Annotated in this window: 20 protein-coding genes, 1 tRNA gene and 1 pseudogene; 13 read left to right on the top strand and 9 right to left on the bottom strand. The window is 70.4% G+C overall.

What is annotated here, in order from left to right; all coding sequences use genetic code 11:
- The first annotated feature begins 125 nt into the window (after nt 1-125).
- Nucleotides 126-2,321 (top strand): MMPL family transporter, encoded by a 2,196-nt coding sequence (locus OHA58_RS23310; RefSeq protein WP_405481119.1) that lies wholly within the window; start codon nt 126-128, stop codon nt 2,319-2,321.
- Between the two features lie 377 nt (nt 2,322-2,698).
- On the opposite strand, the gene OHA58_RS23315 is transcribed toward OHA58_RS23310, so the two are convergent.
- From OHA58_RS23315 to OHA58_RS23330, 4 genes are all read right to left on the bottom strand, one after another.
- Nucleotides 2,699-3,127, bottom strand: a complete 429-nt coding sequence (locus OHA58_RS23315) for a VOC family protein (protein ID WP_405481120.1) — start codon at nt 3,125-3,127, stop codon at nt 2,699-2,701.
- Between the two features lie 432 nt (nt 3,128-3,559).
- Complete coding sequence (locus OHA58_RS23320; RefSeq protein WP_405481121.1) at nt 3,560-4,060, bottom strand: cupin domain-containing protein; 501 nt, start codon at nt 4,058-4,060, stop codon at nt 3,560-3,562.
- A 219-nt stretch (nt 4,061-4,279) separates the two neighbouring features.
- On the bottom strand, nt 4,280-4,786 hold the full coding sequence (locus tag OHA58_RS23325; protein ID WP_405481123.1) for a GNAT family N-acetyltransferase: 507 nt from the start codon (nt 4,784-4,786) through the stop codon (nt 4,280-4,282).
- An 87-nt stretch (nt 4,787-4,873) separates the two neighbouring features.
- A complete protein-coding gene (locus tag OHA58_RS23330) occupies nt 4,874-5,383 on the bottom strand; it encodes a nuclear transport factor 2 family protein (RefSeq protein WP_400059595.1) in 510 nt (169 codons plus the stop codon).
- A 124-nt stretch (nt 5,384-5,507) separates the two neighbouring features.
- On the opposite strand from OHA58_RS23330, the gene OHA58_RS23335 reads away from it, so the two are divergent.
- Entirely contained in the window at nt 5,508-6,398 is an 891-nt protein-coding gene (locus OHA58_RS23335; protein ID WP_405481124.1) for a LysR family transcriptional regulator, read from the top strand.
- A gap of 32 nt (nt 6,399-6,430) precedes the next feature.
- Here OHA58_RS23335 and OHA58_RS23340 read toward each other — a convergent pair whose 3' ends face one another.
- Nucleotides 6,431-7,054 (bottom strand): TetR/AcrR family transcriptional regulator, encoded by a 624-nt coding sequence (locus tag OHA58_RS23340; protein WP_405481125.1) that lies wholly within the window; start codon nt 7,052-7,054, stop codon nt 6,431-6,433.
- 138 nt (nt 7,055-7,192) lie between these two features.
- Between OHA58_RS23340 and OHA58_RS23345 the strand changes: the two genes are divergently transcribed.
- The 3 genes from OHA58_RS23345 to OHA58_RS23355 all read left to right on the top strand — a co-directional run bounded on the left by OHA58_RS23345 (nt 7,193) and on the right by OHA58_RS23355 (nt 9,255).
- Entirely contained in the window at nt 7,193-8,239 is a 1,047-nt protein-coding gene (locus tag OHA58_RS23345; RefSeq protein ID WP_405481126.1) for an aldo/keto reductase, read from the top strand.
- Between the two features lie 83 nt (nt 8,240-8,322).
- Nucleotides 8,323-8,577: a transposase gene (locus tag OHA58_RS23350; protein ID WP_405481127.1), complete on the top strand. Its 255-nt coding sequence runs from the start codon at nt 8,323-8,325 to the stop codon at nt 8,575-8,577.
- 156 nt (nt 8,578-8,733) lie between these two features.
- On the top strand, nt 8,734-9,255 hold the full coding sequence (locus OHA58_RS23355; protein ID WP_405481129.1) for a hypothetical protein: 522 nt from the start codon (nt 8,734-8,736) through the stop codon (nt 9,253-9,255).
- Between the two features lie 259 nt (nt 9,256-9,514).
- On the opposite strand, the pseudogene OHA58_RS23360 reads toward OHA58_RS23355, so the two are convergent.
- Nucleotides 9,515-9,799 (bottom strand): annotated as a pseudogene (locus OHA58_RS23360) (NUDIX hydrolase); the annotation flags it as partial.
- On the opposite strand from OHA58_RS23360, the gene OHA58_RS23365 reads away from it, so the two are divergent.
- A complete protein-coding gene (locus tag OHA58_RS23365; RefSeq protein ID WP_405481130.1) occupies nt 9,771-9,899 on the top strand; it encodes a hypothetical protein in 129 nt (42 codons plus the stop codon). The pseudogene OHA58_RS23360 and the gene OHA58_RS23365 overlap by 29 nt on opposite strands.
- 177 nt (nt 9,900-10,076) lie before the next feature.
- Here OHA58_RS23365 and OHA58_RS23370 read toward each other — a convergent pair.
- A tRNA-Arg gene (locus OHA58_RS23370) sits at nt 10,077-10,149 on the bottom strand.
- 316 nt (nt 10,150-10,465) lie between these two features.
- On the opposite strand from OHA58_RS23370, the gene OHA58_RS23375 reads away from it, so the two are divergent.
- The 7 genes from OHA58_RS23375 (at nt 10,466) to OHA58_RS23405 (ending at nt 19,272) form a co-directional block, all read left to right on the top strand.
- Nucleotides 10,466-12,079: a dynamin family protein gene (locus OHA58_RS23375; RefSeq protein WP_405481131.1), complete on the top strand. Its 1,614-nt coding sequence runs from the start codon at nt 10,466-10,468 to the stop codon at nt 12,077-12,079.
- Entirely contained in the window at nt 12,076-13,890 is a 1,815-nt protein-coding gene (locus tag OHA58_RS23380) for a GTPase (protein WP_405481132.1), read from the top strand. The genes OHA58_RS23375 and OHA58_RS23380 overlap by 4 nt, the downstream gene beginning before the upstream one ends.
- 218 nt (nt 13,891-14,108) lie before the next feature.
- Nucleotides 14,109-14,588 (top strand): single-stranded DNA-binding protein, encoded by a 480-nt coding sequence (locus tag OHA58_RS23385; RefSeq protein WP_405481133.1) that lies wholly within the window; start codon nt 14,109-14,111, stop codon nt 14,586-14,588.
- Nucleotides 14,589-14,910: 322 nt separating this feature from the next.
- A complete protein-coding gene (locus OHA58_RS23390; RefSeq protein ID WP_405481134.1) occupies nt 14,911-16,326 on the top strand; it encodes a Cys-Gln thioester bond-forming surface protein in 1,416 nt (471 codons plus the stop codon).
- 179 nt (nt 16,327-16,505) lie between these two features.
- Complete coding sequence (gene ettA / locus OHA58_RS23395; protein ID WP_405481135.1) at nt 16,506-18,170, top strand: energy-dependent translational throttle protein EttA; 1,665 nt, start codon at nt 16,506-16,508, stop codon at nt 18,168-18,170.
- Nucleotides 18,170-18,601, top strand: a complete 432-nt coding sequence (locus OHA58_RS23400) for an acyl-CoA thioesterase (protein WP_405485127.1) — start codon at nt 18,170-18,172, stop codon at nt 18,599-18,601. The genes ettA and OHA58_RS23400 overlap by 1 nt, the downstream gene beginning before the upstream one ends.
- Complete coding sequence (locus OHA58_RS23405) at nt 18,598-19,272, top strand: hypothetical protein (RefSeq protein ID WP_405481136.1); 675 nt, start codon at nt 18,598-18,600, stop codon at nt 19,270-19,272. The genes OHA58_RS23400 and OHA58_RS23405 overlap by 4 nt, the downstream gene beginning before the upstream one ends.
- Before the next feature lie 35 nt (nt 19,273-19,307).
- Here the strand turns inward: OHA58_RS23405 and OHA58_RS23410 are convergent, their stop codons facing one another.
- Nucleotides 19,308-20,264, bottom strand: coding sequence for an ABC transporter ATP-binding protein (locus tag OHA58_RS23410; protein WP_405481137.1), 957 nt, complete (start codon nt 20,262-20,264; stop codon nt 19,308-19,310).
- A gap of 91 nt (nt 20,265-20,355) precedes the next feature.
- Nucleotides 20,356-23,133: an FtsX-like permease family protein gene (locus tag OHA58_RS23415; protein ID WP_405481138.1), complete on the bottom strand. Its 2,778-nt coding sequence runs from the start codon at nt 23,131-23,133 to the stop codon at nt 20,356-20,358.
- Nucleotide 23,134 lies beyond the last annotated feature (1 nt).

The following is a 23,134-nucleotide window of genomic DNA, read 5'->3' on the forward strand; positions in this document are numbered from 1 at the left end:
AGCCTCGGAATTCGTGTGCTGCGGACCGGAATTCACCGCAGCCGCCAGCCGCCAGCCGCCAGCCGCCGACATCACATGAAATAGGCGTTCGCCACACGCCATTTGATTGATTCAGGGAGGCAGAAGTGTTTGCCGCTATCGGAAAGTTCACCGCGCGGCGCCGGAAATGGGTCGTCATCGCGGCAGTCGTCTTCACGCTGTTCGCCGGCGTGTGGGGCACCGGGGTCTTCGGCTCGTTCACCGGCGGCGCCGGCTTCGACGACCCGGCCAGCGAGTCCGTCCAGGCCGACAAGGTCCTCGACGGCCCGCTCGGCCGCGAGTCCAACGACCTCATCGTCCTGTACGAGTCGAAGGACAAGGGCGCCACGGTCGACTCCTTCGGCACAGCTGTCCGCGCCGCGCTGGACGACGTCCCACGCGCCGGCATCGCCCGCCTGGACTCGTTCTGGCACCCCGGCACCCAGAGCCCGAGCGCGTACGTCTCCAAGAACAACCAACAGACGTACGCGACCGTCCAGTTCACCAGCGACGACGACCAGAAGCAGGTCGAGGCGCTGGAGAAGATCAAGGACGACTTCGCGGCCGACGGCGTCACGGTCCGCTACGGCGGCGTCGCCGCGATGACCGACCAGGTCAACACCCTCACCGGCTCGGACATCGCGCGCGCCGAGATGCTCTCGGTCCCGATCCTGCTGATCCTCCTGGTCCTGATCTTCCGCAGCGCGATCGCGGCGCTCCTGCCGCTGGCCGTCGGCTCGTTCGTGGCGCTGGGCTCCTTCGTCGTGCTCCGCGTCCTGACGATGTTCACGGAGATCTCCAGCACGGTCATCAACGTCATCACGATCCTCGGCCTCGGCCTCGCGATCGACTACGCGCTCTTCCTCGTCAACCGCTTCCGCGAAGAACTCCACGCGGGCGCCGACGTCGACACGGCCGTGGAGCGCGCCACCGCGACGGCGGGCCGCACGGTCGCGTTCTCCGGCATCGCCGTGGCGATCTCGTTCGCAGGACTGGCCTTCTTCCCCTCCCGCTTCCTCTCCTCGATGGGATACGCGGCGGTCGCCGTGGTGGCGTTCGCGGTGGCTGGCTCCCTCACCCTCCTGCCCGCCCTCCTGCGCTACACCGGGCACAGCATCGACAAGTGGCGTATCCCGCTGGGCGGCAGGAACCGCGCCCCCAAGCCGGAGAAGGAGGGCCGCTGGTATCGCACCGCCCACGCGGTCATGCGCAAGCCGCTGATCTCCTCGCTGGCGATCGTCGCCGTCCTCGTAGGACTCGGAGCCCCGCTCCTCGGCGTCAACTGGGCACGCCCCGGCGAGTGGGTGCTGCCCTCGGACGCCGACGCGAAGGTGGTCAGCAAGACACTGGCGTCGGACTTCGAGACAAACCCCGCACAGATCATGACCTCGGTCGTCCAGGGCACCACCGGCGCTGTGGACCGCGCCGAAGTAGGGGCCTACGCAGCCAAGTTGGCCAAGGTGGACGGTGTAGCCTCCGCGACCCCGACAGCATTCGAGGGCAACGACGCGCGCATCACGCTCCGCTACACGCCGGACGCCATGTCCGACGCCGCGCAGAGCATGGTCCACGACCTGCGCGCCACGGCGCCCCCGGCCGGAGCGGACACGCTCCTGACGGGCATGCCCGCGTCCCGGGTCGACATCGTCGGCATGATCGGCGAGCGCCTCCCGTGGATGGCCCTGTTCGTAGCGGTCGTCTCCTTCTTCGTCCTCTTCCTGGCCTTCGGCTCCCTGCTCCTCCCGCTCAAGTCGGTGATCCTCAACCTTCTCTCGCTCCTGGCCGCGTTCGGAGCGATCAAGTGGATCTTCCAGGACGGCCACCTCTCGGGCCTCCTGGGCTTCGAGCCGATCGGAGCGGTGGACGCCAACTTCCCCGTCCTGGTGGTCGCGATCGCCTTCGGCCTCGCCATGGACTACGAGGTGTTCCTGCTGTCCCGCGTCCGCGAGGAGTGGGAGGTGAGCGGCGACCCGGTCGAATCGGTGGCTCTGGGCGTCCAACGCACAGCAAAGATCATCACCAGTGCGGCGCTACTCCTCGTAGTCGTCGTGGGCGGCTTCATGGCCTCCTCGATCCTCTTCATGAAGATGATCGGAGTCGGCCTGGTCATCGCGGTCCTCGTCGACGCGACGATCGTACGAGGCCTGCTCGTGCCCGCGACGATGGCGCTGCTCGGCAAGTGGGCCTGGTGGGCGCCCGCCCCGCTGGCCCGCTGGTGGTCGAAGTACGGCTTCCGCGAGTCCTCGGCCCCACCGCCCCCTCCAGCGCCCGCCCCGACGCCGCGTACCGAGGTGCTGCGGTGACGCTGCCCTCCGCTCCGACGCCCAGCCCCACCAGCCGTCGGCGCCGCCACGACCTCTGGCGCGGGCCGGGGCGGCGGGCATGCTCGGCGCGGGGGGAGAGTCAGCCGGTCGGCAGGCCCCAACTCGGCCCCGAGGGCGTACCGAGCCAGACGCGTTGACGGCCGGCTGAGACGCTCACACCGAACTCGGACGGGCCCGGAGACCCGGCCGCATGCCAGACCGCGAGAGACCGCTCGACCCTGCGTAAACGCAGGTCCCTCGCGAACGGAAATCGTCGAGGCGCTTGCTGTCATCTCCGGGGCGCCCTGGGCCGGTTGCCGTCCCTTGTGGCTTCGCCCTGACCCATTGGGGCAGAACGAGGACACGTTCGCGGCCCCTCAGTCGATACAGAATTCGTTGCCCTCGATGTCCTGCATCGGGATGCACGAATCATTGCCGTCATACAGCGTTCGCACGTGTACCGCACCGAGCGGGACCAGTCGCGCGCATTCGGCCTCAAGCGCGGCGAGGCGCTCTTCCCCCACGAGCCCGGTGCCGACCCGCACGTCAAGATGCAGCCGGTTCTTGGCGGCCTTCCCTTCGGGGACGCGCTGGAAGTACAGTCGCGGGCCCACACCTGAGGGATCACTGCAGGCGAACCATGAATCCCGCTGCTCAGGTGGCTGCGAGCGCTTGAAGTCGTCCCAAGTGGCGAACCCCTCCGGCGGCGGCGGTACGACATACCCCAACACCTCGCACCAGAAACGAGCGAGGCGCTCAGGTTCTGCGCAGTCGAAGGTGACTTGGAACTTCTTGATCGACATCATCCGGTCACCGTATGGGCGCGTGCTGCTCACCGAAACCCCGGCGTGACATCCCCAGGGGAAACTCGGATCGCGCCCCCTGTGGGGTCGCAGCGATGTGCATCCGGACATGAAAGAGCCCCTCACGCGTTACCGCAGGTGAGAGGCTGTTTGTGCCCCCGGCAGGACTCGAACCTGCGGCCAAGCGCTTAGACGGCGCCTGGTGTGATCGTCGGCGCATCCCTCCTGACCTGGTGCTCCACGGACGCCGAGTGCGATAGATCGGCGCCTTCGACACGTATTCGACAGGGGGCGCCAACGTCCACTGGCTACGGCCGCTCCTGCCGGGTATCTGGCTGAGCATGCTTGCTCTGATCTATACCTCACACAGCGCGGCAACCACGGTGTGGGCCTTCGTGGGAGCCACTCTCATCGTGCTGGCGGTGGTGCAGTCGATCACGCCGAGGCCTCCAGGGCAGCCCGCCAGACGGGACTGTCGACGTAATGGTTGTCGAACCGCTTCGCGGAGGCGGCGATCTCCGTCGCGTCGGCCTCGCCACGCATCACCCGGCCGAGCAGGCGCAGGTAGTCGAACCGGCCCATGCCCGGCGTGAACACGAACAGCACGTCCGCCTCACAGCAGGGCGCCGCGGCAAAGGCGTGCGGGGTGTGGGGCGGCACGGCCAGGAAGTCGCCCGCCTCCAGGACGGTGACCTCCTCCCCCACCAGGACCTGGAGGGATCCGCTGATCACGAAGAACAGCTCTGTCGCCCTGGTGTGGAAGTGGGCAGGTGCCCCCACGGCCCCCTTGGCGAACGTGGACCGGTAGCTGGTGAAGCCGTCGGCAGTGCTGTCCGAGTCGGCGAGCAGCGTCATCACACTGCTGGGGTCGGCACAGGTCTCGGCCTCGGAGCGACGGGTCAGCACCGGCCGTCCGCCGGTCGCTGCGATCTTCATGTCGTGCCCTTTCCAGGGATAGCTGCCGCTGCGCGAACCAGTCACCGTCCAACTCGGCGATCAGGACAGCGACGAGGAATGAGTTGAGACTGCGCGCCGGGTTCTGCACCGGGTGCAGTCCGGGAAGGCGAGACAGCCCGCGAGGGCGGAGCCTCGATGGTGGTGGTGGCCGCCGGGCCCCGGAGCCCGGTCTGGCCTGGTCGGAGTGCATGGGCGTGCTCAGAGTGCCCGGTGCATGATGTGCAGACCCACGTATCCGTGCACCGGATGCCGGAAGCCTTCCGGGAGGGTCCCCAGCACTTTGAGGCCGAGCGAGCGCCAGAGGGCGACCGCCCTCGTATTGGTCTCCACGACGGCGTTGAACTGCATGGCCCGGAACCCGTCGTCCCGCGCCTGCTCGAGGACGTGTTCCCCGAGCGCCCGTCCCACGCCCCGCCCGGAGTGCGCCGGATCCACCATGAAGCTGGCACTTGCGATGTGCGAGGCGCCCCCGCGATGGTTGCGGACGCTGTTGGCGGTCCCGAGGATCTCGCCACCGCTGCCCACGGCGACGAACGTGTGCCCGGGCGGCTGCGGGAACCACATCACCCGCGCCTGCTCCTGGGTGGTTTCGCGATCCCAGGAAAAGGTCTCCCCGGCCCGCACGATGCCTTCCATGAACGCCCACATCGCGGGCCAGTCTTCCGCGGTCGCCTCCCGAACCAGCGGGGTACCGGTGCCGGTCACGTCTCGTGTTCCTTCCTCGTGCGAGTCGCCGGTATTCGTTGACTGGGCAAAGGCCGACGTCATCAGGTTCTTCCTCCCGTTCGATGGTCAGGCGGCGAAGATCGCGGCGGGGTCGCCGGTGAACCAGGCGTTGTCGATGCGCATCCTGCGGATCACCCAGCGGTCGCCGTCGCGGACCAGATCGACGGCGTAGGGGTTCTTCAGCAGGGCGAAGGTTCCGCGGTCGGCAACGAGCAGGTGCTGGGCCTCCACCAGCGCGGTCAGACGCGCGGTGGCGCCGTCGACGGCGATCCGAGCATTGGTGACTTGGTGGGTGGTGTCCACCCGCCCGGTGAACAGGCCGAGGATCGTGGTGACGATCGTGTCCCGGCCGACCATCAGCGGCGGTCTGCCTCCCCACTTCGCCGCCGCCGGGGCAAAGTCCAGCTCGGCGTCGGCGGCGAAGGCGGAGGCAAACAGCTGAGGATCCTTCAGGTCCTGGCCCAGGCCGAACCGGTACAGCGCGTCGAGGATCTCCGTACGGTCGCGCAGCTCCGCGACAACCTTCTCGGTCTCGGCGGCCGGGGCAGAAAGGGCGTGCGCCTCGGTTACGTACATTGCATGCTCCCATGCAGGTCAATTGGGCGTGCGAGCTGCATCAACCCTCGCTGGGCGCAGCGGTCCGATCAACGCCGGCCTGTGCAACGATCGTGAAGTCCGGATTCACGATGCAGGGGGCGCGATGTTGGAACGACACGAACTGGACGCCTTCCTCGCCCTGGCCGAGGAACTGCATTTCGGCCGGACCGCCGAGCGTCTGCACCTGTCCACCACCCGGGTCAGCCAGACCATCGCGAAACTGGAACGCCGTGTCGGGGTCCCGCTGTTCAACCGCACCAGCCGCCGCGTGGAACTGACCGCGGTCGGCCGACAGCTGGAGGAGGAGCTCCGGCCCGCCTGGATCCAGATCGCCGCCGCCTTCGAGCGGGCGGTCGATGCCGGACGCGGCCTCACCGGCACACTGCGCGTCGCGTTCGTCGGCGCCGCCGGCGGCCAGCTCCTGGCCGGAGCCGCCGAGTTGTTCCGCGGGCGCGAACCCGGCTGTGAGGTACGGCTGCGCGAGGCGCAGATGGCTGACGTCTTCCCCTGGCTCCGCGACGGCGAGGTCGACATCGCCCTGACCCACCACCCCGTGGACGAAGCCGGACTCGTCTGCGGCCCGGTACTCGTGCGCGAGGCACGCATGTTGGCCGTTCCCTCGGGACATCCCTTCGCCCGTCGCGAGTCGCTGTCCCTGGAGGATCTTGCCCAGGTGAGGCTCCTGCGGCTGCCCGAAAACGTGCCGGACTCCCTACAGCGGAATTGCACGCCCTCCGCCACCCCGGCCGGACGCCCGATCGAGCACGGCCCCGCGACCGCGACGTTCAACGAGATGCTCACCCTCATCGGCGCCGGTCAGGGCGCCTTCACCGTCGGCGCGCAGGTTCGCCGCTACTACGCCCGCCCCGACGTCACTTACGTCCCCTTCAGCGACGCCCCACCACTGGAGTGGGCCCTCCAATGGCGCGCCGACGCCGCCACCGCCCGTGTCCGTGCTTTCAACGAGTCCGCCCTCGTGCTGGTCGGCGGATGACCCTCTGGCACCACTGGTACTAGGGCCTGTCTTCAAATTCCCGTCTGCCCCGCGAGTCCGGCCGGAGCCCCGGCGCCCCGCAGCAGCGTGTCCACGACGCGGGTGGCGAGCGCATCCGTGTCGCCGCCTCCCGCTCCTTCCTTGGCTGCCTCGTGGATGAGGGCGTAGTAGACGCGCCGGGTCCAGTCGAGGTCGATGTCGGGGCGGAGCACGTCCGCCTCTTGGGCGCGGCGGAAGAGCCGGACGCAGGTGGCCCGGACCTCGGCGTGGATGCGGGCCGCCTCGGGGTGGGCGTCGTCGGCCGCGCGGTTCATGGCGAACGACCAGTCGGTCTTCACACGGAGGACGTTGGCAGTGACCTGGTAGAGGGCGACGAGTGGCGGGGCGGCGTCCGGGCGGGCGGTGTCGACGGCGTCCGCGAACTGGCGGGCGGCCCAGTCGGTTAGCTCGTCCAGGAGCGCCTCACGGGTGGCGAACCGGCGGTGGACCGTGGTTCGGGCGACGCCGGCGGCCCGGGCGAGTTGCTCCATGGTCGCCGCCGGGTTGGTGGCCAGGACGCGCTCGGCCGCTTCCAGGATCGTCTGCACGGTCCGTTCGGTGTCGGCCCGGAGGGGCCGTTTCGCCTGCTGTTCCGTCTGTTGCTTGTGCGCCGTCACACCTACATGCTACATCCGCACTCCCTCAGAGCTTCTACTTGCAACATCCCTGTTGCATGTCTTAGGTTCATGGCGTCGGAGAGGTAGCAACTCCGCGCCCCGTCTGCGGGGAGAGGCGACATCAAGGAGCAGTGAGTGATGCAGCAGAGGAAGCTGGGCCGCACCGGCATATCGGTCAGCAAGTTCGCGCTGGGCACCCTGCGCCTGGGCGCGTGGGGGAACACGGATCACGACGATGCGGCCCGGCTGATCCACACGGCCCTGGACGCCGGGATCAACCTCATCGACACCGCCGACCAGTACTCGGGCGGCGAGGCCGAGGAGATCGTGGGCAAGGCAATCCGAGACCGCCGCGACGAGGTCGTGCTCGCGACGAAGGGTCACTTCCCAGTCCGCTTCAAGGACGAGGACCCCAACCGGCAGGGAAACTCCCGCCGTTGGCTCACCAAGGCCGTCGACGACAGCCTGCGCCGCCTGGGAACCGACCGCATCGACCTCTACCAGGTGCACCGCCCGGACCCGAGCACGGACATCGACGAGACGCTCTCGGTCCTGTCCGACCTGGTGCGCGCGGGCAAGATCATGGCCATCGGGACCTCGGACTTCCCCGCCGAACAGCTCGTCGAGGCCCAGTGGACCGCCGACCGCCGGGGCCACATCCCCTTCCGCACCGAGCAGCCCCCGTACTCCGTCTTCGTGCGCGGCATTGAAGCGGACGTGCTGCCCACCGCGCAGAAGTACGGGCTCGGCGTGCTGACCTGGAGTCCGCTCAACAGCGGCTGGCTGACCGGGCGATTCCGCCGCGGCGAGCCGATCGAGATGAACATGTTCCGGCAGGCGGTCGCCCACAAGTTCAACCTCGACCTGCCGGGCAACCAGCGCAAACTCGACGCCGTCGAGCACCTGTCAGCCTTGGCGGCCGAAGCGGGAATCTCCCTGACGCACCTGGCGCTCGCCTTCGCGTCGACCCACCCGGGCGTCACCTCGGTGATCCTCGGCGCCCGCACGGTCGAGCAACTCACCGACCAGCTCGCCGCCGCCGAGGTCCGGCTCGACGACGAGATCCTCGACCGCATCGACGAGATCGTCGCCCCCGGCGTCACGCTCAACCCCGCGGACAGCGACTACCGGCGGCCGGCGCTGACCGACTCCGAGCAGCGCCGCAGGCCAGCTCACCACCGCTGACGGCGGTCCGCCTGCGACGAGTTCCTGCGGGACACACCGGAGCAGGGTCCGTCAAATGATCTTGGTTGTTGGGTCATGGCCGGGTGATACGTCGCCATGAACTGTCTGATGAGGAATGGGAGTTCGTCCGTCCGCTGCTGCCTGAGTCCTTGCGGGGGCGGAAGCGGTTGGACGACCGAACCGTGCTCAACGGGATCGTGTGGAAGTTCCGGACGGGCACGACCTGTCTTCTTGCCCTGGGTCTTGTCGGGGATCTTGTGGACCTGCGTTTTTGCAGCTCCGGGGCCTGGACACGGCCGTCTGGCTGGTCGTCATTGGTCGTTGTCGGCCGGTGTTGAGCGGCTTCGGACGGCCCAAGGACGGCCCAACCAACCACCGATAGGGCCAGACATGTCCCTGGAGGGAGTCAGGTTTGGCAGGATCCAGATATGGATCAGGGGGTGGCAGCTGTCCTCGGCGCAGGAGTGGGCGTCATAGGAGCCTTGGGGACTGCAGTGGTGACCTACATCGGGGTGCGGCACCAAACGGCAACGACGGCCGCGAACCAGCATCGCCAGACAGTGAGATCGGAAAGAGTCGAAGTGCTCTCTGCCTTCATTGACTCAGTACAGAGTGCCGACGCTTCACTTCTCGACGCGCAGATCGACCTTGATGGGCTTGATGAGGCAGAGGACGAGACGGAGCGCTTGGAGGACGCGGAGTCAGCGTTAGAGCACCTGATGGCCGCCAAGGAGGCAGTGGCGGTTGCACGTAAGTGGTACGCCAAGATTCTGATCCTGGGGCCGCAGGGCCTAGTTGGTAGCTCTTACGACGTGCTTCAGCTGACGCACTCGCGGATCTCGTCCCTAAGTCGGGCTGCGCCAAGCATGATCAACGGCACAGGGCACCCGAACGAGTGGCTTCAGCAACATGACAGCAATAGCCAGCTCTGGAGCGAGCGCCTTGGAATCTTCGCTGCTCGGGCAGCGCACGCCTTAGAGGGCCGAGAACTGCCAGTGCGAAGAGAGCTGTCTTAATCGCCCAATGGGGGTGCACTCTGCATCCCACTCAACCCACCACTCGCCACGATGTGCCCGCGGCCGGGAACGGCGCCCCCTCCCACCCGGTGCCGGCCGATCCCCCGCCGGAGGCATCGTCTGTGACCGGTGGCCGGGCGAGTCGGGTGCTCGACTCATGACCTCCGGGCCTATCCACAGTGGGCGGGCGTCGGCGGAGCCGGGAAGCCCGCCCGGCGGAGCGGAGCGCAGCCGGGTGCTTGATGAAGTAGGGAAAGTTCTATCGCGCTGGGGTCAGGTGCTTGCCGTCGTGGCTCCGCACATGGGGGCCTGCTCCATCGAGGGCGTCCAGGAGCCGGATCGAGTAGACCTCGGCCATGTACTGCGTGACCTCGTCGAGCGTCAGCCACTCAACGGCCGTCGACTCACTCGAAGTTCGCTCGATGCCGCCCGCGGGCTTGCAGCGGAACACCAGGGCTACGACGCCTCGGGTCGTGTTCTTGTAGACCCCGGTCAGCTCGTCCACCTCTACGTGGATGCCGGTCTCTTCCCAGACCTCGCGGCTGCTCGCGATCTACGCTCGGTGTGTCGACGGCCAGTTGTCGGACCTGAAGAAGCGGCTCGAAGCGGCTGGGGATCTCGAAGACCTCTCAGGCGCCGACTGACCCGCCGCCAAGAACTTCGACACGTATTCGACACAGCGACCCGCAAAAACCCGGTGACAGCCGGACAGCCCCGGACCCACTCAGTGATCATCGGGGGAGTGGCCGGGGCTTCTGCATGTGCGTGGGAAGGCCCTCTGACCAGCAGAAAGACCCTACCGAAGTAGGGCCGATGAGAGGTGCCCCCGGCAGGACTCGAACCTGCGGCCAAGCGCTTAGAAGGCGCCTGCTCTATCCACTGAGCTACGGGGGCCGGTGTGTGGCCAGTGGCTCGGGACGGATGTGGGGGAGATCCGTGACCTTGCCGGGACCAAGGATAGGGCTCCCGGATCCCTGTCCCTGCTGCTTCGCCTCCGTGGCACGATGTGGAGGTTCGGTGAAGCGGTCCTGATAATCGCAGGCAGGTACGAATCCTGCACCGCTTTTGGCGTCTCACGCCCCGGGTGTTGTGCACTCGTTATGCCTGCGCCCCAGTCGTCCCTTCCGTCCCATGGACCGGATGGGCCGCATCGGCGCGCAGAGACGTCCATATGCTTCAGAAAGCCGCCAAAATTGGGCATTCTTCGCATGTGGTGACCTTGGACGTACGGCCTCAGCTGCTCGACGCACTCTCCGCGCTGCGCGACCGTGTCGCCGCCGCGCGCTTTCCCCTCCCTCTCCCTGGGGCGCCCCGTGCGCGTGCCAACCGGGCGGAGCTCCTCGCGCAGCTCGACGACTATCTCGTGCCCCGGCTGCGAGACCCCGAAGCCCCCTTGCTCGCCGTGATCGGCGGGTCGACCGGCGCCGGGAAGTCGACCCTCGTCAATTCCCTCGTCGGGCGGAAGGTCAGCGAGGCCGGGGTGCTGCGGCCCACGACCCGCACCCCCGTACTCGTCTGCCACCCGGAGGACCACCGCTGGTTCTCCGGGGCCCGCGTCCTGCCCGACCTCACCCGCGTATGGACGCCACGGCGGACCGACGACACCGAGCTCGGCGCCTGTGCCCCCGCCGACGACGGCGAAGACGTCCTGCGCGTCGAGACCTCCGGCAACCTGCCCCGCGGGCTCGCCCTCCTCGACGCGCCCGACGTCGACTCCCTCGTCGCCCACAACCGCGTACTCGCTGCCCGGCTCATCAGCGCCGCCGACGTCTGGATCATGGTCACCACCGCCTCCCGCTACGCCGACGCCGTGCCCTGGCACCTGCTGCGCAGCGCCAAGGAGAACAACGCGACCCTCGTCACCGTCCTCGACCGCGTGCCCCACCAGATGGTCGCCGAGGTCTCCCGCCAGTACGGGGCCCTGCTCGCCAAGGCCGGACTCGGCGACGTACCGCGCTTCACCGTCCCCGAACTGCCCGAGTCCACCGGCGGCGGCGGCCTCCTGCCGGCCTCCGCCGTCGCCCCACTGCGCGCCTGGCTCACCCACCGCGTGCAGGAACCCACCGCCCGCTGCACGGCCATCGCCCGCACCGCCAACGGCGTCATCGACTCCCTCCGGGTCCGCACCCCCGAACTCGCCGGCGCCGTCGCCTCCCAGTACGCCGCCGCCCTGCGCCTCACCGCCACCGTCGACGAGACGTACGCGAGGGAGGACGCGCGCGTGCGCACGCGGCTCCAGAGCGGCGGCGTGCTCGCCGGGGACGCCCTCAAGCGGTGGCGCAGCTACCCCCTCGACTGCGCGCCCGCCGAACTCCTCGACGCGCTCACCGAGAGCCTCGGCGCGCTCCTCCTGTGCGCCGTCACCGCCGCCGACGAACGCATCGACGAGGCCTGGCACCGCGACCCCGCGGGCGCGGCGGACGGACTCGCCGCCCGCGACCCCGACCTGGAGACCGCGGAACACCGCATCGGCATGGCCGTACGCCGCTGGCGCCGCATGCTCGAGGAGTACGCGGAGGAACAGGTACGCACCCTGGACACCAGCCCGCCGCCCGACACCGAACTCGTCGCCGCGCTCCTCGCCACCGCCCTCCTCGGCGGGAACCGCGCCCGCAGCGCGGGCGAGAGCCTCGCCGAACGCATCGGCGCCCAAGGGGCCCTGCGCCTGCGTGACCGGGGCGGGCGGCTGCTCACCGACTACCTGGACAAGGTGCTCGCCGTGGAACGCGAACGCAGGCTCGCGCCGCTCGACGCACTCGACGTACACCCCGAGTCCCAGGCCGACCTGATCGCCGCGCTGTCCGTACTGCAGAAGGAGAGGTGACCGCGGTGACCGCCGTCACGGACCACGCCGATCACGCCGAGCACGCCGAGCACGCCGACGGGACGGAACCGGCCGGGCCGGTGGATCCGCCCCGGGACGACGCGGACGGCTCCGGCGGCGGCGTCTGGGACGACGGGCTCATCGCCCGGCGCGTCGCGGACTCCGGCGTCTTCGACGTGGAGGCCGTACCCGACCCGTACGCGCACGAGGACGAGCTGCACGGCGCCGACGCGGAACTCGTCGCGCGCCTCGACGCGCTGCGCGAACTCGTCGGTCTCTCCCGGGCCCGCGTCGACGGTGCGGCCCTCGCCGAGGCGAGCCACGTGCTCGACCAGGCGGCCGCCCGGCGCCGGCTCTCCGACCGGCACACCGTCGTCGCCGTCGCGGGCGCCACCGGCAGCGGCAAGTCGACCCTCTTCAACGCCCTCGCGGGCGTGCCCCTGTCCGAGACGGGACTGCGCAGGCCCACCACCTCCGCGCCCATCGCGTGCAGCTGGACGGACGGCGCCGCGGGGCTCCTCGACCGGCTCGGGATCCCCGGCCGGCTGCGCCGCCGCCCGCTCCAGGGTCAGAGCGGCCCGGCCGGTCAGAATGCTGACGCGCCGCTCAAGGGGCTCGTCCTGGTGGACCTGCCCGACCATGACTCGGCGGCCGTCGCGCACCGCGAGCAGGTCGACCGGATCCTCGAGCTCGTCGACGCCGTCATCTGGGTGGTCGACCCCGAGAAGTACGCCGACGCGATGCTGCACGAGCGCTATCTGCGGCCCCTGGCCGGCCACGCGGAGGTCACCTTCGTCGTCCTCAACCAGGTGGACCGGCTGCCCGGCGAGGCCGCCGACCTCGTACTCGACGATCTGCGGCGCCTCCTCGACGAGGACGGGATCGCGCTCGGCGAGCACGGCGAACCGGGCGCGACCGTGCTCTCCCTGTCCGCGCTCACCGGTGACGGTGTCGATGAACTGCGCGAGTCCCTGGACCAGTTCACTCGGGAGCAAGGCGCCGCCGCCCGCCGGATCGCGGCCGACATCGACGCGGCGGCGCTGCGGCTGCGGCCCGTCTACGCGACCGGGCGCAAGAGCGGGCTCAGCGAGGACGCCCGCGAGGAGTTCACCGACCGGCTCGCCGACGCCGTGGGCGCCGAGGCCGCGGGGCAGGCGGCCGAGCGCGCCTGGCGCCGCAACGCCAACAAGGCGTGCGGCACCCCCTGGCTGCGGCTCTGGCGCTGGTACGAGGACCGGCGCACCCCGAGCGCCACGCTGACGGTCAGGCCCGCCCCCTCCGACGAAGAGGCGACGGCGCGTCAGCGCGTGGAGCACGCGGTGCGCATGGTGGGCGAGCGGGCGTCGGCGGGACTGCCGGGGCCCTGGGGGCAGGCGGTGCGGGAGGCGGCGACGCGGGGAGCCGAGGGGCTCCCGGAGGCGCTCGACGACCTGGCGGTCTCGGCGGGGTCGCCGCCGCCTCGGCTGCCGAGGCCCGGCTGGTGGCCGGTCGCGGTCCTCGCCCAGATCTCCATGACGATCGTTCAGATCATCGGCGGGCTGTGGCTGTTGGGGCAGATCATCGGCGTCCTCGACCCGAACCTCGGGGTGCCGGTGCTGCTGATGCTGTGCGGCATCGTCGGCGGACCGTGCGTGGAGTGGTCGTGCCGGATGGCGGCGAAGGGGCCGGCGCGGCGCTACGGGCTCGACGCGGAACGGCGCCTGCGGGAGGCCGCGGCGGGGTGCGGACGGGCCCGCGTCCTCGATCCGGTGGCCGCCGAGCTGCTGCGGTACCGGGAGGTCAGGGAACAGTACGTGAAGGTGACGGGGTGAGACGCGGCCTCCGGGCGGGGTGAGGCGCGGCCCCCACCTGGCCCCGGCCGGGTGACGGGGTTTTCCACAACCGGCCGGTAGAACACAGGCTTCAGCGGGCTCGTCCCGGCACAGGCACTCTGAGATCGCGAACCCGGAACCGACCGGGAACGCGGTACGGACGAGACCGTGCGGGACGGGCCCGCACGCGTCCGTGCGCAGGGGAGGGGTGGACCGACATGAGCGAGACGACGGTGACGGTCGTGGGGAACGTCGCGACGACGCCGGTGTACCGGGAGCTGCCGAAGGGGCCGGTGGCGCGGTTCCGGCTCGCTGCGACGGCCCGGCGCTTCGACCGGGTGCGCAACGAGTGGGTGGACGGGCACACGAACTTCTTCACGGTGTGGGCGTGGGGCGCGCTCGGCACGAATGTGCAGGGCTCGCTGTCCATCGGTGAACCGGTGCTCGTCCAGGGGAGGTTGAGGGTGCGGGACGAGGAGCGGGGCGGGCAGCACTGGACGTCGGCGGACATCCAGGCGTCGGCCGTCGGGCACGACCTGTCGCGCGGGACGGCCGCGTTCCGGCGCGCCCGGCAGGGTCAGCTGGGACGCCAACCGGACGGCGACGAGCCGTCGTTCGAGATCGATCCGCAGGGGGAGGGCGAACCCAAGGAGCAGGGTGAACAGAGCGAACAGCGAGAACCGGCCGCCGTCGGCTGAAACAGATCGCTGAACCCTCGGACGGAGGCGCGTTGCGAATGCGGCCCGAAGTGCGGCTTATCGGCGAATGAACACCGGTTCCACGCCGTGGATTTGTCGATAAGCCAGGGTCGTAATCATTAGCGGCGATAACGATTCCGAGTCGGATCGCTCTCGTACCCCTCTGACCTGGGGACTGTGGTGCGCGGCTTCCTTAGGATGCCGGGCGTAGCCCACGGGGCCATTGATTCGGACGTCTGCTCACGCGTCTGATTCACACATCGTTCTGTCGGCGGGACGTCACCCCCCTCGTGCCAATGTCTCCCGCCTGAAGGGGAATTCTGTGTTCTCTGCGGTATCTGTGTTGTCGGCGGTCACCCCACGCGGGCGGGGCGCCGCCCGCCTCGCCGCGGCGGCCCTGGTGTCCGGACTCGTGGCCACCGCCGCGATATCCGGCGCTGGTGCGGCCTCTGCGGACGAGGTCCCCCAGCAGCAGGGCGGCGCGACCGCCACGATCGGCGGGCTCAAGACCTACGGTCAGGCCGTCATCCACGACCACGGCCAGGACCAGCCCGTCTCCGCCGGACTCTTCGAGATGTCCGTCGACAACGGCGGCACGCTGCAGACGTACTGCATCGACATCCACAACCCGACCCAGCGGGACGCCAAGTACCAGGAGACCCCCTGGAGCGGCACGTCGCTGAACGGGAACGCGGACGCGGGCAAGATCCGCTGGATCCTGCAGAACTCCTACCCCCAGGTCAACGACCTCGCCGAGCTGGCCCGCAAGGCCGGCGCCGGCAGCCTCACCGAGAAGGACGCCGCGGCCGGCACCCAGGTCGCCATCTGGCGCTACTCGGACGGCGCGGACGTGGACGCGGTCAGCCCCGCGGCCGAGAAGCTCGCCGACTACCTGCACAAGAGCGCCCAGCCCCTCGCCGAGCCGAAGGCCTCGCTGAATCTGGAGCCCTCCGCCGTCTCCGGCCGCGCCGGCGACCGGCTCGGCCCCGTCACGGTCCGTACGAACGCCGACAGCGTGAGCGTGACGCCGCCCGCCGACGCGGCCGCCAGCGGGGTCAAGGTCGTCGACAAGGACGGCAAGCCCGTGACGTCCGCCGTCGACGGCGGGCAGCTGTTCTTCGATGTCCCCGCGGACGCCGCCGACGGCACGGCCGCGCTGACGGTGCAGGCGTCGACGACCGTGCCGGTCGGTCGGGCCTTCGCCTCCGAGACTCGCAGCCAGACGCAGATCCTCGCCGGTTCCAGCGAGTCCACGGTCTCCGCGACCGCCACGGCGAACTGGGCGAAGAAGGGCGCGGCCCCCGCGCTGTCGGCCCAGAAGAACTGCGCCAAGGGCGGCGTGGACATCACGGCGACCAACAAGGGTGACGAGGCGTTCACCTTCAAGCTGATGGGCCTCGAGCACACCATCGCGGCCGGTGCCTCGCAGACGGTGACGATCCCGTTGCAGGAGGACCAGGCGTACGACTTCACGATCAAGGGTCCGAACGGCTTCGAGAAGCGCTTCAAGGGCGTCCTCGACTGCAAGACCGAGAGCACCACGGGCGGCAGTGAGCAGCCGTCGTCGCAGCCCAGCCCGGCCTCCGTGGGCGGCACCGGCACCCAGGCCGGCGACCTCGCCGAGACCGGCAGCTCGAACGCCACCCCGCTGATCGCGGGCATCGCCATCGCCCTCGTGGTGATCGGCGGCGGCGCGGTCTTCCTGGTCCGTAAGAAGAAGGCCCCGACCCAGGACTGACCCCCACCACGCCTGACCTCGGTCCCGGCCCGCCTCCACGGCGGCCGGGGCCGTATGCGTTCCCGGCCGCACCCGGAGCGTCACCAAGAGTGATGCACGCCACGCGGTTTCCGTCCGGGGATGGACGTCAGGCAAGATGGGGTGTATCTGCCCACACATCGATTGCCGGACGGTTTCTCTTGGCTGAGTTCATCTACACCATGCGCAAGACGCGCAAGGCGCACGGCGACAAGGTGATTCTGGATGACGTCACCCTGAACTTCCTGCCCGGCGCGAAGATCGGTGTCGTGGGTCCCAACGGTGCCGGTAAGTCCACGGTGCTGAAGATCATGGCGGGCCTCGAGCAGCCGTCGAACGGCGAGGCCTACCTCTCGCCCGGGTTCAGCGTCGGCATCCTCATGCAGGAGCCCCAGCTCGACGAGTCGAAGACGGTCCTGGAGAACGTGCAGGACGGCGCCGCCGAGACCATGAAGAAGCTCAACCGCTTCAACGAGGTCGCGGAGCTCATGGCGACCGACTACTCGGACGCGCTCCTCGACGAGATGGGCAAGCTCCAGGAGGACCTGGACCACGCCAACGCGTGGGACCTGGACGCGCAGCTCGAGCAGGCCATGGACGCCCTGGGCTGCCCGCCCGGCGACTGGCCCGTCAACAACCTCTCCGGTGGCGAGAAGCGCCGCGTGGCGCTGTGCAAGCTCCTCATCGAGGCCCCCGACCTGCTGCTCCTCGACGAGCCCACCAACCACCTCGACGCCGAGTCGGTGAACTGGCTGGAGCAGCACCTCTCGAAGTACGCGGGCGCCGTGGTCGCCGTCACCCACGACCGCTACTTCCTCAACAACGTCGCCGAGTGGATCCTCGAGCTGGACCGCGGCCGCGCGCTCCCCTACGAGGGCAACTACTCGACGTACCTCGACAAGAAGGCCACGCGCCTCAAGGTCGAGGGCCGCAAGGACGAGAAGCGCGCCAAGCGGCTCAAGGAAGAGCTCGAGTGGGTGCGGTCCAACGCCAAGGGGCGCCAGACCAAGTCCAAGGCCCGTCTCGCCCGCTACGAGGAGATGGCCGCCGAGGCGGACAAGATGCGGAAGCTGGACTTCGAGGAGATCCAGATCCCGCCGGGCCCGCGCTTGGGCAGCATCGTCGTCGAGGTCCAGAACCTCTCCAAGGCCTTCGGCGACAAGGTCCTCATCGACGACCTGTCGTTCACGCTGCCGCGCAACGGCATCGTCGGCGTCATCGGTCCGAACGGCGCGGGCAAGACCACGCTGTTCAAGATGATCCAGGGCCTCGAGACGCCGGACAACGGCTCGATCAAGGTCGGCGACACGGTCAAGATCTCCTACGTCGACCAGAGCCGCGCCAACATCGACGCGAAGAAGACCCTCTGGGCCGTCGTGTCGGACGAGCTCGACTACATCAACGTCGGCCAGGTCGAGATGCCGTCGCGCGCGTACGTCAGCGCCTTCGGCTTCAAGGGCCCGGACCAGCAGAAGCCGGCCGGCGTCCTGTCCGGCGGTGAGCGCAACCGCCTCAACCTCGCCCTGACGCTCAAGGAGGGCGGCAACCTGCTGCTCCTCGACGAGCCGACGAACGACCTCGACGTCGAGACCCTGTCGTCGCTGGAGAACGCGCTGCTCGAGTTCCCGGGCGCGGCCGTGGTCATCTCCCACGACCGCTGGTTCCTGGACCGGGTCGCCACGCACATCCTCGCCTACGAGGGTGACTCCAAGTGGTACTGGTTCGAGGGCAACTTCGAGTCGTACGAGAAGAACAAGATCGAGCGCCTCGGCGCGGACGCCGCGCGTCCGCACCGGGCCACGTACAAGAAGCTGACGCGAGGCTGATCGTGCGTCATATCTACGCCTGCCCCCTGCGCTGGTCGGACATGGATGCCTTCGGGCATGTCAACAACGCTGTCTTCGTGCGGTACTTGGAAGAAGCGCGGATCGACTTCATGTTCCAGCTGGCGCCCGGGGACGGGTCGCCGTCGTTCTCCGGCGGGTCCGTCGTGGCCCGCCACGAGATCGACTACGTACGCCCGCTGGTGCACCGGCACACGCCGGTCACCATCGAGTCGTGGGTGACGAAGATCGGCGCCGCGTCGCTCACGATCACGTACGAGATCAAGGACGAGGACCAGGTCTACGTGCGGGCCTCGACCGTGGTCGTGCCGTTCAACCTGGAGGCGCAGCGGCCCCGGCGGATCACCGCCGAGGAGAAGGCGTACCTCCAGGAGTACATGGACGACAGCGGCTCGGGGGCGCTGGCCGCATGACGGCACCCGTGCTGCACTTCGCCGACGCCGGGGAAGGGGCGGACCTCGCCGCCTTCCTCGGCCGGCTGGTGCACTACGACCGGGCCGCCGCCGTGCGGCTCCAGGCGGGCGGACAGGCGCTGGCCGTCTTCGGGCGGCCGCCGTCGTTCGAGGTGCTCGCGATCCGCACGGCCCGCCTCCTGAAGCCGTACGAGTACGGTCTTGACAGCTCGCTCGACGTGACCGTGTCGGCCGGTGAGCTGCTCGAGTCGATCGACGAGGCCGCCGGGACCGCGTGTGTGCCCGCCGCGGTGACCGGGCCTCCGTGGGCCGGTGTCCTGCCCCCTCGCGGCGGCTGGGAGCTGGTTCCCGGCTTCCCTGACATGGACGTCGTGCGCGGGCTCGTACGGGCCGCTGTCGCCGAATTCAAGGCGCGTGTCGAGGAGTTGGCTCCCGACGCGCGCTCTCGCGCCGAACTGGACCGGATCGGGCGGGAGATCTGGTCGCGGACCATCGGCGACACCGGCGTTCCGGTGCGGGCCGCCCACGCGGCCCAGTCCCTCGGCTTCCTGCGCGGGGACTCGCTCGACCTCCTGAGCGGCGGCTCGTGGCTACGGCTGCGCACGGCCTACGGCTCCGTGGCGCTGCGGCGCAGCAACGGGCTCTCCGGCCTCTCCGTGACGCCCGCCTGACCGACGGCACCGGACACGCTCTTGCCGGACAGGGATCAGCCCGGCTCGGTGTCGTCCGGCCACACCCCGATGTGGTCCTCCTCCAGCTCCAGGAGCACCCTGTCCCGCATTCCCAGTGCCCGCGTGTGGTCCGCGGGGAGCTGGAGCCGGCCCGCGCGGTCGAGCATCGCGTACTCGCGTGAGATCAGGGACTCCTGGCCCGTCGCCGCGTCGACCTCCGTGCGGCGCAGGACCTCCGTCGAGGTGCGGCCGTCGCGGATGGCGACCGTGCGGCGGACCTCGGAGGCGACGGTCTGGTCGTGCGTGACGATCACGATGGTCGTGCCCAGCTCCTCGTTCGCCGTGCGGAACGCGGCGAAGATCTGCTCGCCCGTGTGGGAGTCCAGTTCGCCGGTCGGCTCGTCGGCGAGCAGGACAGACGGCTCATTGGCCAGCGCCACCGCGATGGCGACACGCTGCTGCTGGCCGCCCGACAGCGCCTGCGGGCGCCGGTCGCGGCAGTCGCCGACCCCCAGCAGATCGAGGAGTTCCACGGCCCGCCGGGACTTGTGCGAGCGCTTGGTGCCGCCCCTCAACTGCATAGGCAGCGCCACGTTCTGAGCTGCTGTCAGGTAGGGGAGCAGATTGCGGGCCGTCTGCTGCCAGACGAAGCCGACGATGTCCCTGCGGTAGCGCAGGCGTTCCTTCGCGCCCATCGTGAGCAGGTCGCAGCCCGCGACCTTCGCCGCTCCCGCCGTCGGCTCGTCGAGCCCCGCGAGGATGTTCATCAGCGTCGACTTGCCGCTGCCCGACGCGCCGACCAGGGCCATCAACTCGCCCTCGCGCACCAGGAGATCGAGCCCCTGGAGCGCCTGCACCTCGACGCCGTCCGTGGAGAAGATCCGCACCAGCCGGTCGCAGGTGATCAGGGCGTCATGGCCGTACGCGGGCTGCTCGCGGCGGTCCGCGGCGCGCCGTTCGAGATCGGCGAGGGTGGGGTCGGTGGTGGTCATGATGTCTCTCCCGGTGTCCCTTCGGCCCTCGCCGCTGACGTTGCCGATCCTGTCGGTGTGGTGACGTCGTACGCCTGCTGTCCCCATCGGTTCATGACGCTTCCCCCGCTCTCAACTCCCGCACGAATCCCCGCCGTCCGGTCCACCAGGCCTGACCGGCCGCCACGGCCGTGGCGAGCAGGACGACGCACAGCGCGGGCAGCAGGAGCGACAGGGCGTCGGCGCGCAGCTGCGCCACCGGGCCCCCGTCACCGGCTGTGGCCAGGGCCAGACCCGTCAGGTCGAGGCCCGGCGAGAGGAGCCGGATCGCCGCCCACCCCGTGAGGGCGCCGCCCGCCGCGGCGAGCGCGGCCTGGGGGAGCGCTTCGAGGACGAGGAGGCGGCGGGCCTGGCGCCGGGTGAGGCCCATGGTGCGCAGGCGCGCGAGGAGCGCGGTGCGTTCGGGGGCGGCGCGTGCGAGCGCGAGGAGCAGGGTGAGGGCCGCGTACCCCGCGCCGATGACGACGGCCGCCGAGTAGACGCGGGCGGCGCCGGTCTGGAGGGGCGAGTCGACGTACCGGGCGCGTTCGGTGGCGCGCAGCCGCACCGACACCTTGGAGCCCGCGGCCTTGTGCAGGGCGGGCCCGTCGATGTGGTCGCCGGTGACGAGGAGGGAGCTGGGCAGGTAGCGGGACGCGATGTCCTCGTTGGCCTTCTGCCCGATGCCGACCCGGCGGGCCAGGGCCGTCCTGTCGACCACGAGGAAGTCGTCGGACAGGGCGGGCGTGGTCGTACGGACCTCGGAGATGCGCAGCACGACGTCCTCGCCGTCCATCCACAGCGAGAACGGCCCGGTCCCGAAGACGTCCCGCATCGAGGGGGAGGCCAGCACGGGGAGCGGGGACGCGGCGGTGCCGGCCTTCGCGGCGTCCGTCGTCAGCGCGCCGGCGGGGAACGCCCCGAGGTCCGTACGGGCGGCCAGGCGCGCGTACGACGGCGTGTCCACGACCGCGAGCGGCACCTTGCGCCTGCCGTCCTTCGGCTCGGCGTCGTACCGCAGCGTGAGCGGCGAAACGTCCCGCACCCCGGGCATCTTCCTGACGTGCCCGGCGAGCGCGGCGGGCAGCGCGGAGCCGGACTCGACGCGGGCGTCCGCGCCGGTCGCGAGGACCGCGGCCCGGTCCCGCTCGTGGTCGATGCCCGCGAGGACCGAACCGCCGAACGCGGCCGTCGTCAGCGCCGTGAGCAGCGCCAGCAGGGGGAGTACCGCCGTACCGGCACCGGCCGTCGCGCGGCCCGTCCGCGCGAGCGACAGATAGCCGACGACGCCGCGCAGCCGCCCCGCGGGGCGGGCCAGCCAGCGCAGCGGCAGCGGATACACGCGGACGAGGACGAACGCGGCGACGACCCCGATCAGGACCGGCGCGAGCGCGACGAGGCTGTCCCCGCCGTCGGACGTGCCCCGGCGGCGCAGCGCCACGATGGACGCGACCGCAAGGACGAGCAGGGTGAGTTCGGCGACGGTGCGGCGGCGCGAGGGACGGGCGTGGGCGAGATCGTCGCGCGCGCTGCCCACGTGGACGCGGCGGTGCGCGGCGACGGCCCGCAGGGGCAGCGCGAGGCAGGTGAGCACGACGACCGCGGCGGCCGCGAGCACGGCGGGCTGCCAGCGGCCGTGCCGGACCGCGACCAGCGCGAGCGCGAGTCCGCCCGCGCCCGCGGGCACGGCCACGACCGCCGTCTCGGCGAGCAGCCGCCCGGCGAGCCCGCGCACCGAACCGCCCCGCGAGCGCAGGACGGTGAACTCGGCTCGGCGCCGCTCGGCGGCCAGGCCGCCCGCCATCAGGAGCACGATGCAGGCGACCGTCCCCGTGCCGTACGCGGCGACGGAGACGACCGGGCCGATACGGGACCGCAGTTCCTGGTAGCCGGTGATGAACTCGTCGAGGCCGGTGGCGACCTCGGTGTCGCCGCTCGTGGCCCGGCGCACCGCGAGCAGGCCCGGGCCGTCCTTCGTATAGGCGAGAGCGGACTTGAGGGCGGGCATGGTGCGCGCGTCGAGGGAACCCAGGTCGGGCGCGAGCTGCCAGAACTGCTCGGGGTCGCCAGCTGTGCCGAGCAGCGCGGGCGCCGCGTCGGGCGCCAGGAGGAGCCCGCCGACCCAGAAATTCGACGGAGGTCTCGTCTCGGTCTGGCGCAGCGACGGGGCGGCGAGGACCGGAGCGGCCGCCCAGTACGAGGCTTTGGGGTCCTTCGCCTTCAGGACACCGGTGATGCGCACGGACACGTAGCCCTTGATCAGGGCGGGCACGTGGATCACCGAACCGGGCTCGATGTGCAGCGCCTCGGCGGTCGCGGCCGTCACGGCGCCCTCCACCTCGGTCGTCTCCCAGGTGACCTTGCCCGTCGCGCGCGGCAGGCGCCCCGCCGTGACCGTGCTGTGCCGGGCGAGGCCGCTCTGCGCGGAGAGGGTGAACTCGGCGGCCAATCCGTCGGGCTGCGGCAGCCACGTGTCGGTCTTCGCCGGCAACTGCGCGGTGGTGCGCAGCCCGTACGAGGACTGCGCCTTGTCCACGGCGAGCGGCGCGCGCAGGGAGCCCACGATCTCCTCGTACACGGCGCGCATGGACTCGGAGCGCATCATCTCGTCCCGCGCGCCCGCCTCCTGTTCGATGGCGGGCTGCGCGGTGGTGAGCGACAGGACGGTGCGCTGGGGTGCCGCGGTCGAGACCGCGTGGCGCAGGCCCGCGTCCTCGTAGTCCTGGACGGCGCGCGGGAACACGGCGGCCAGGCACGACGTGAGGGCGACCAGGAGGGCGAGCGCGCAGGCGGCGCCGGGTGCGGTGCGCAGGCGGGTGCGCACCCAGGGGGCGACGGTCGGTGGCGTCATG

The sequence above is a fragment of the Streptomyces sp. NBC_00009 genome (assembly GCF_045040855.1).
GTDB classification, from domain to species: domain Bacteria; phylum Actinomycetota; class Actinomycetes; order Streptomycetales; family Streptomycetaceae; genus Streptomyces; species Streptomyces aureus.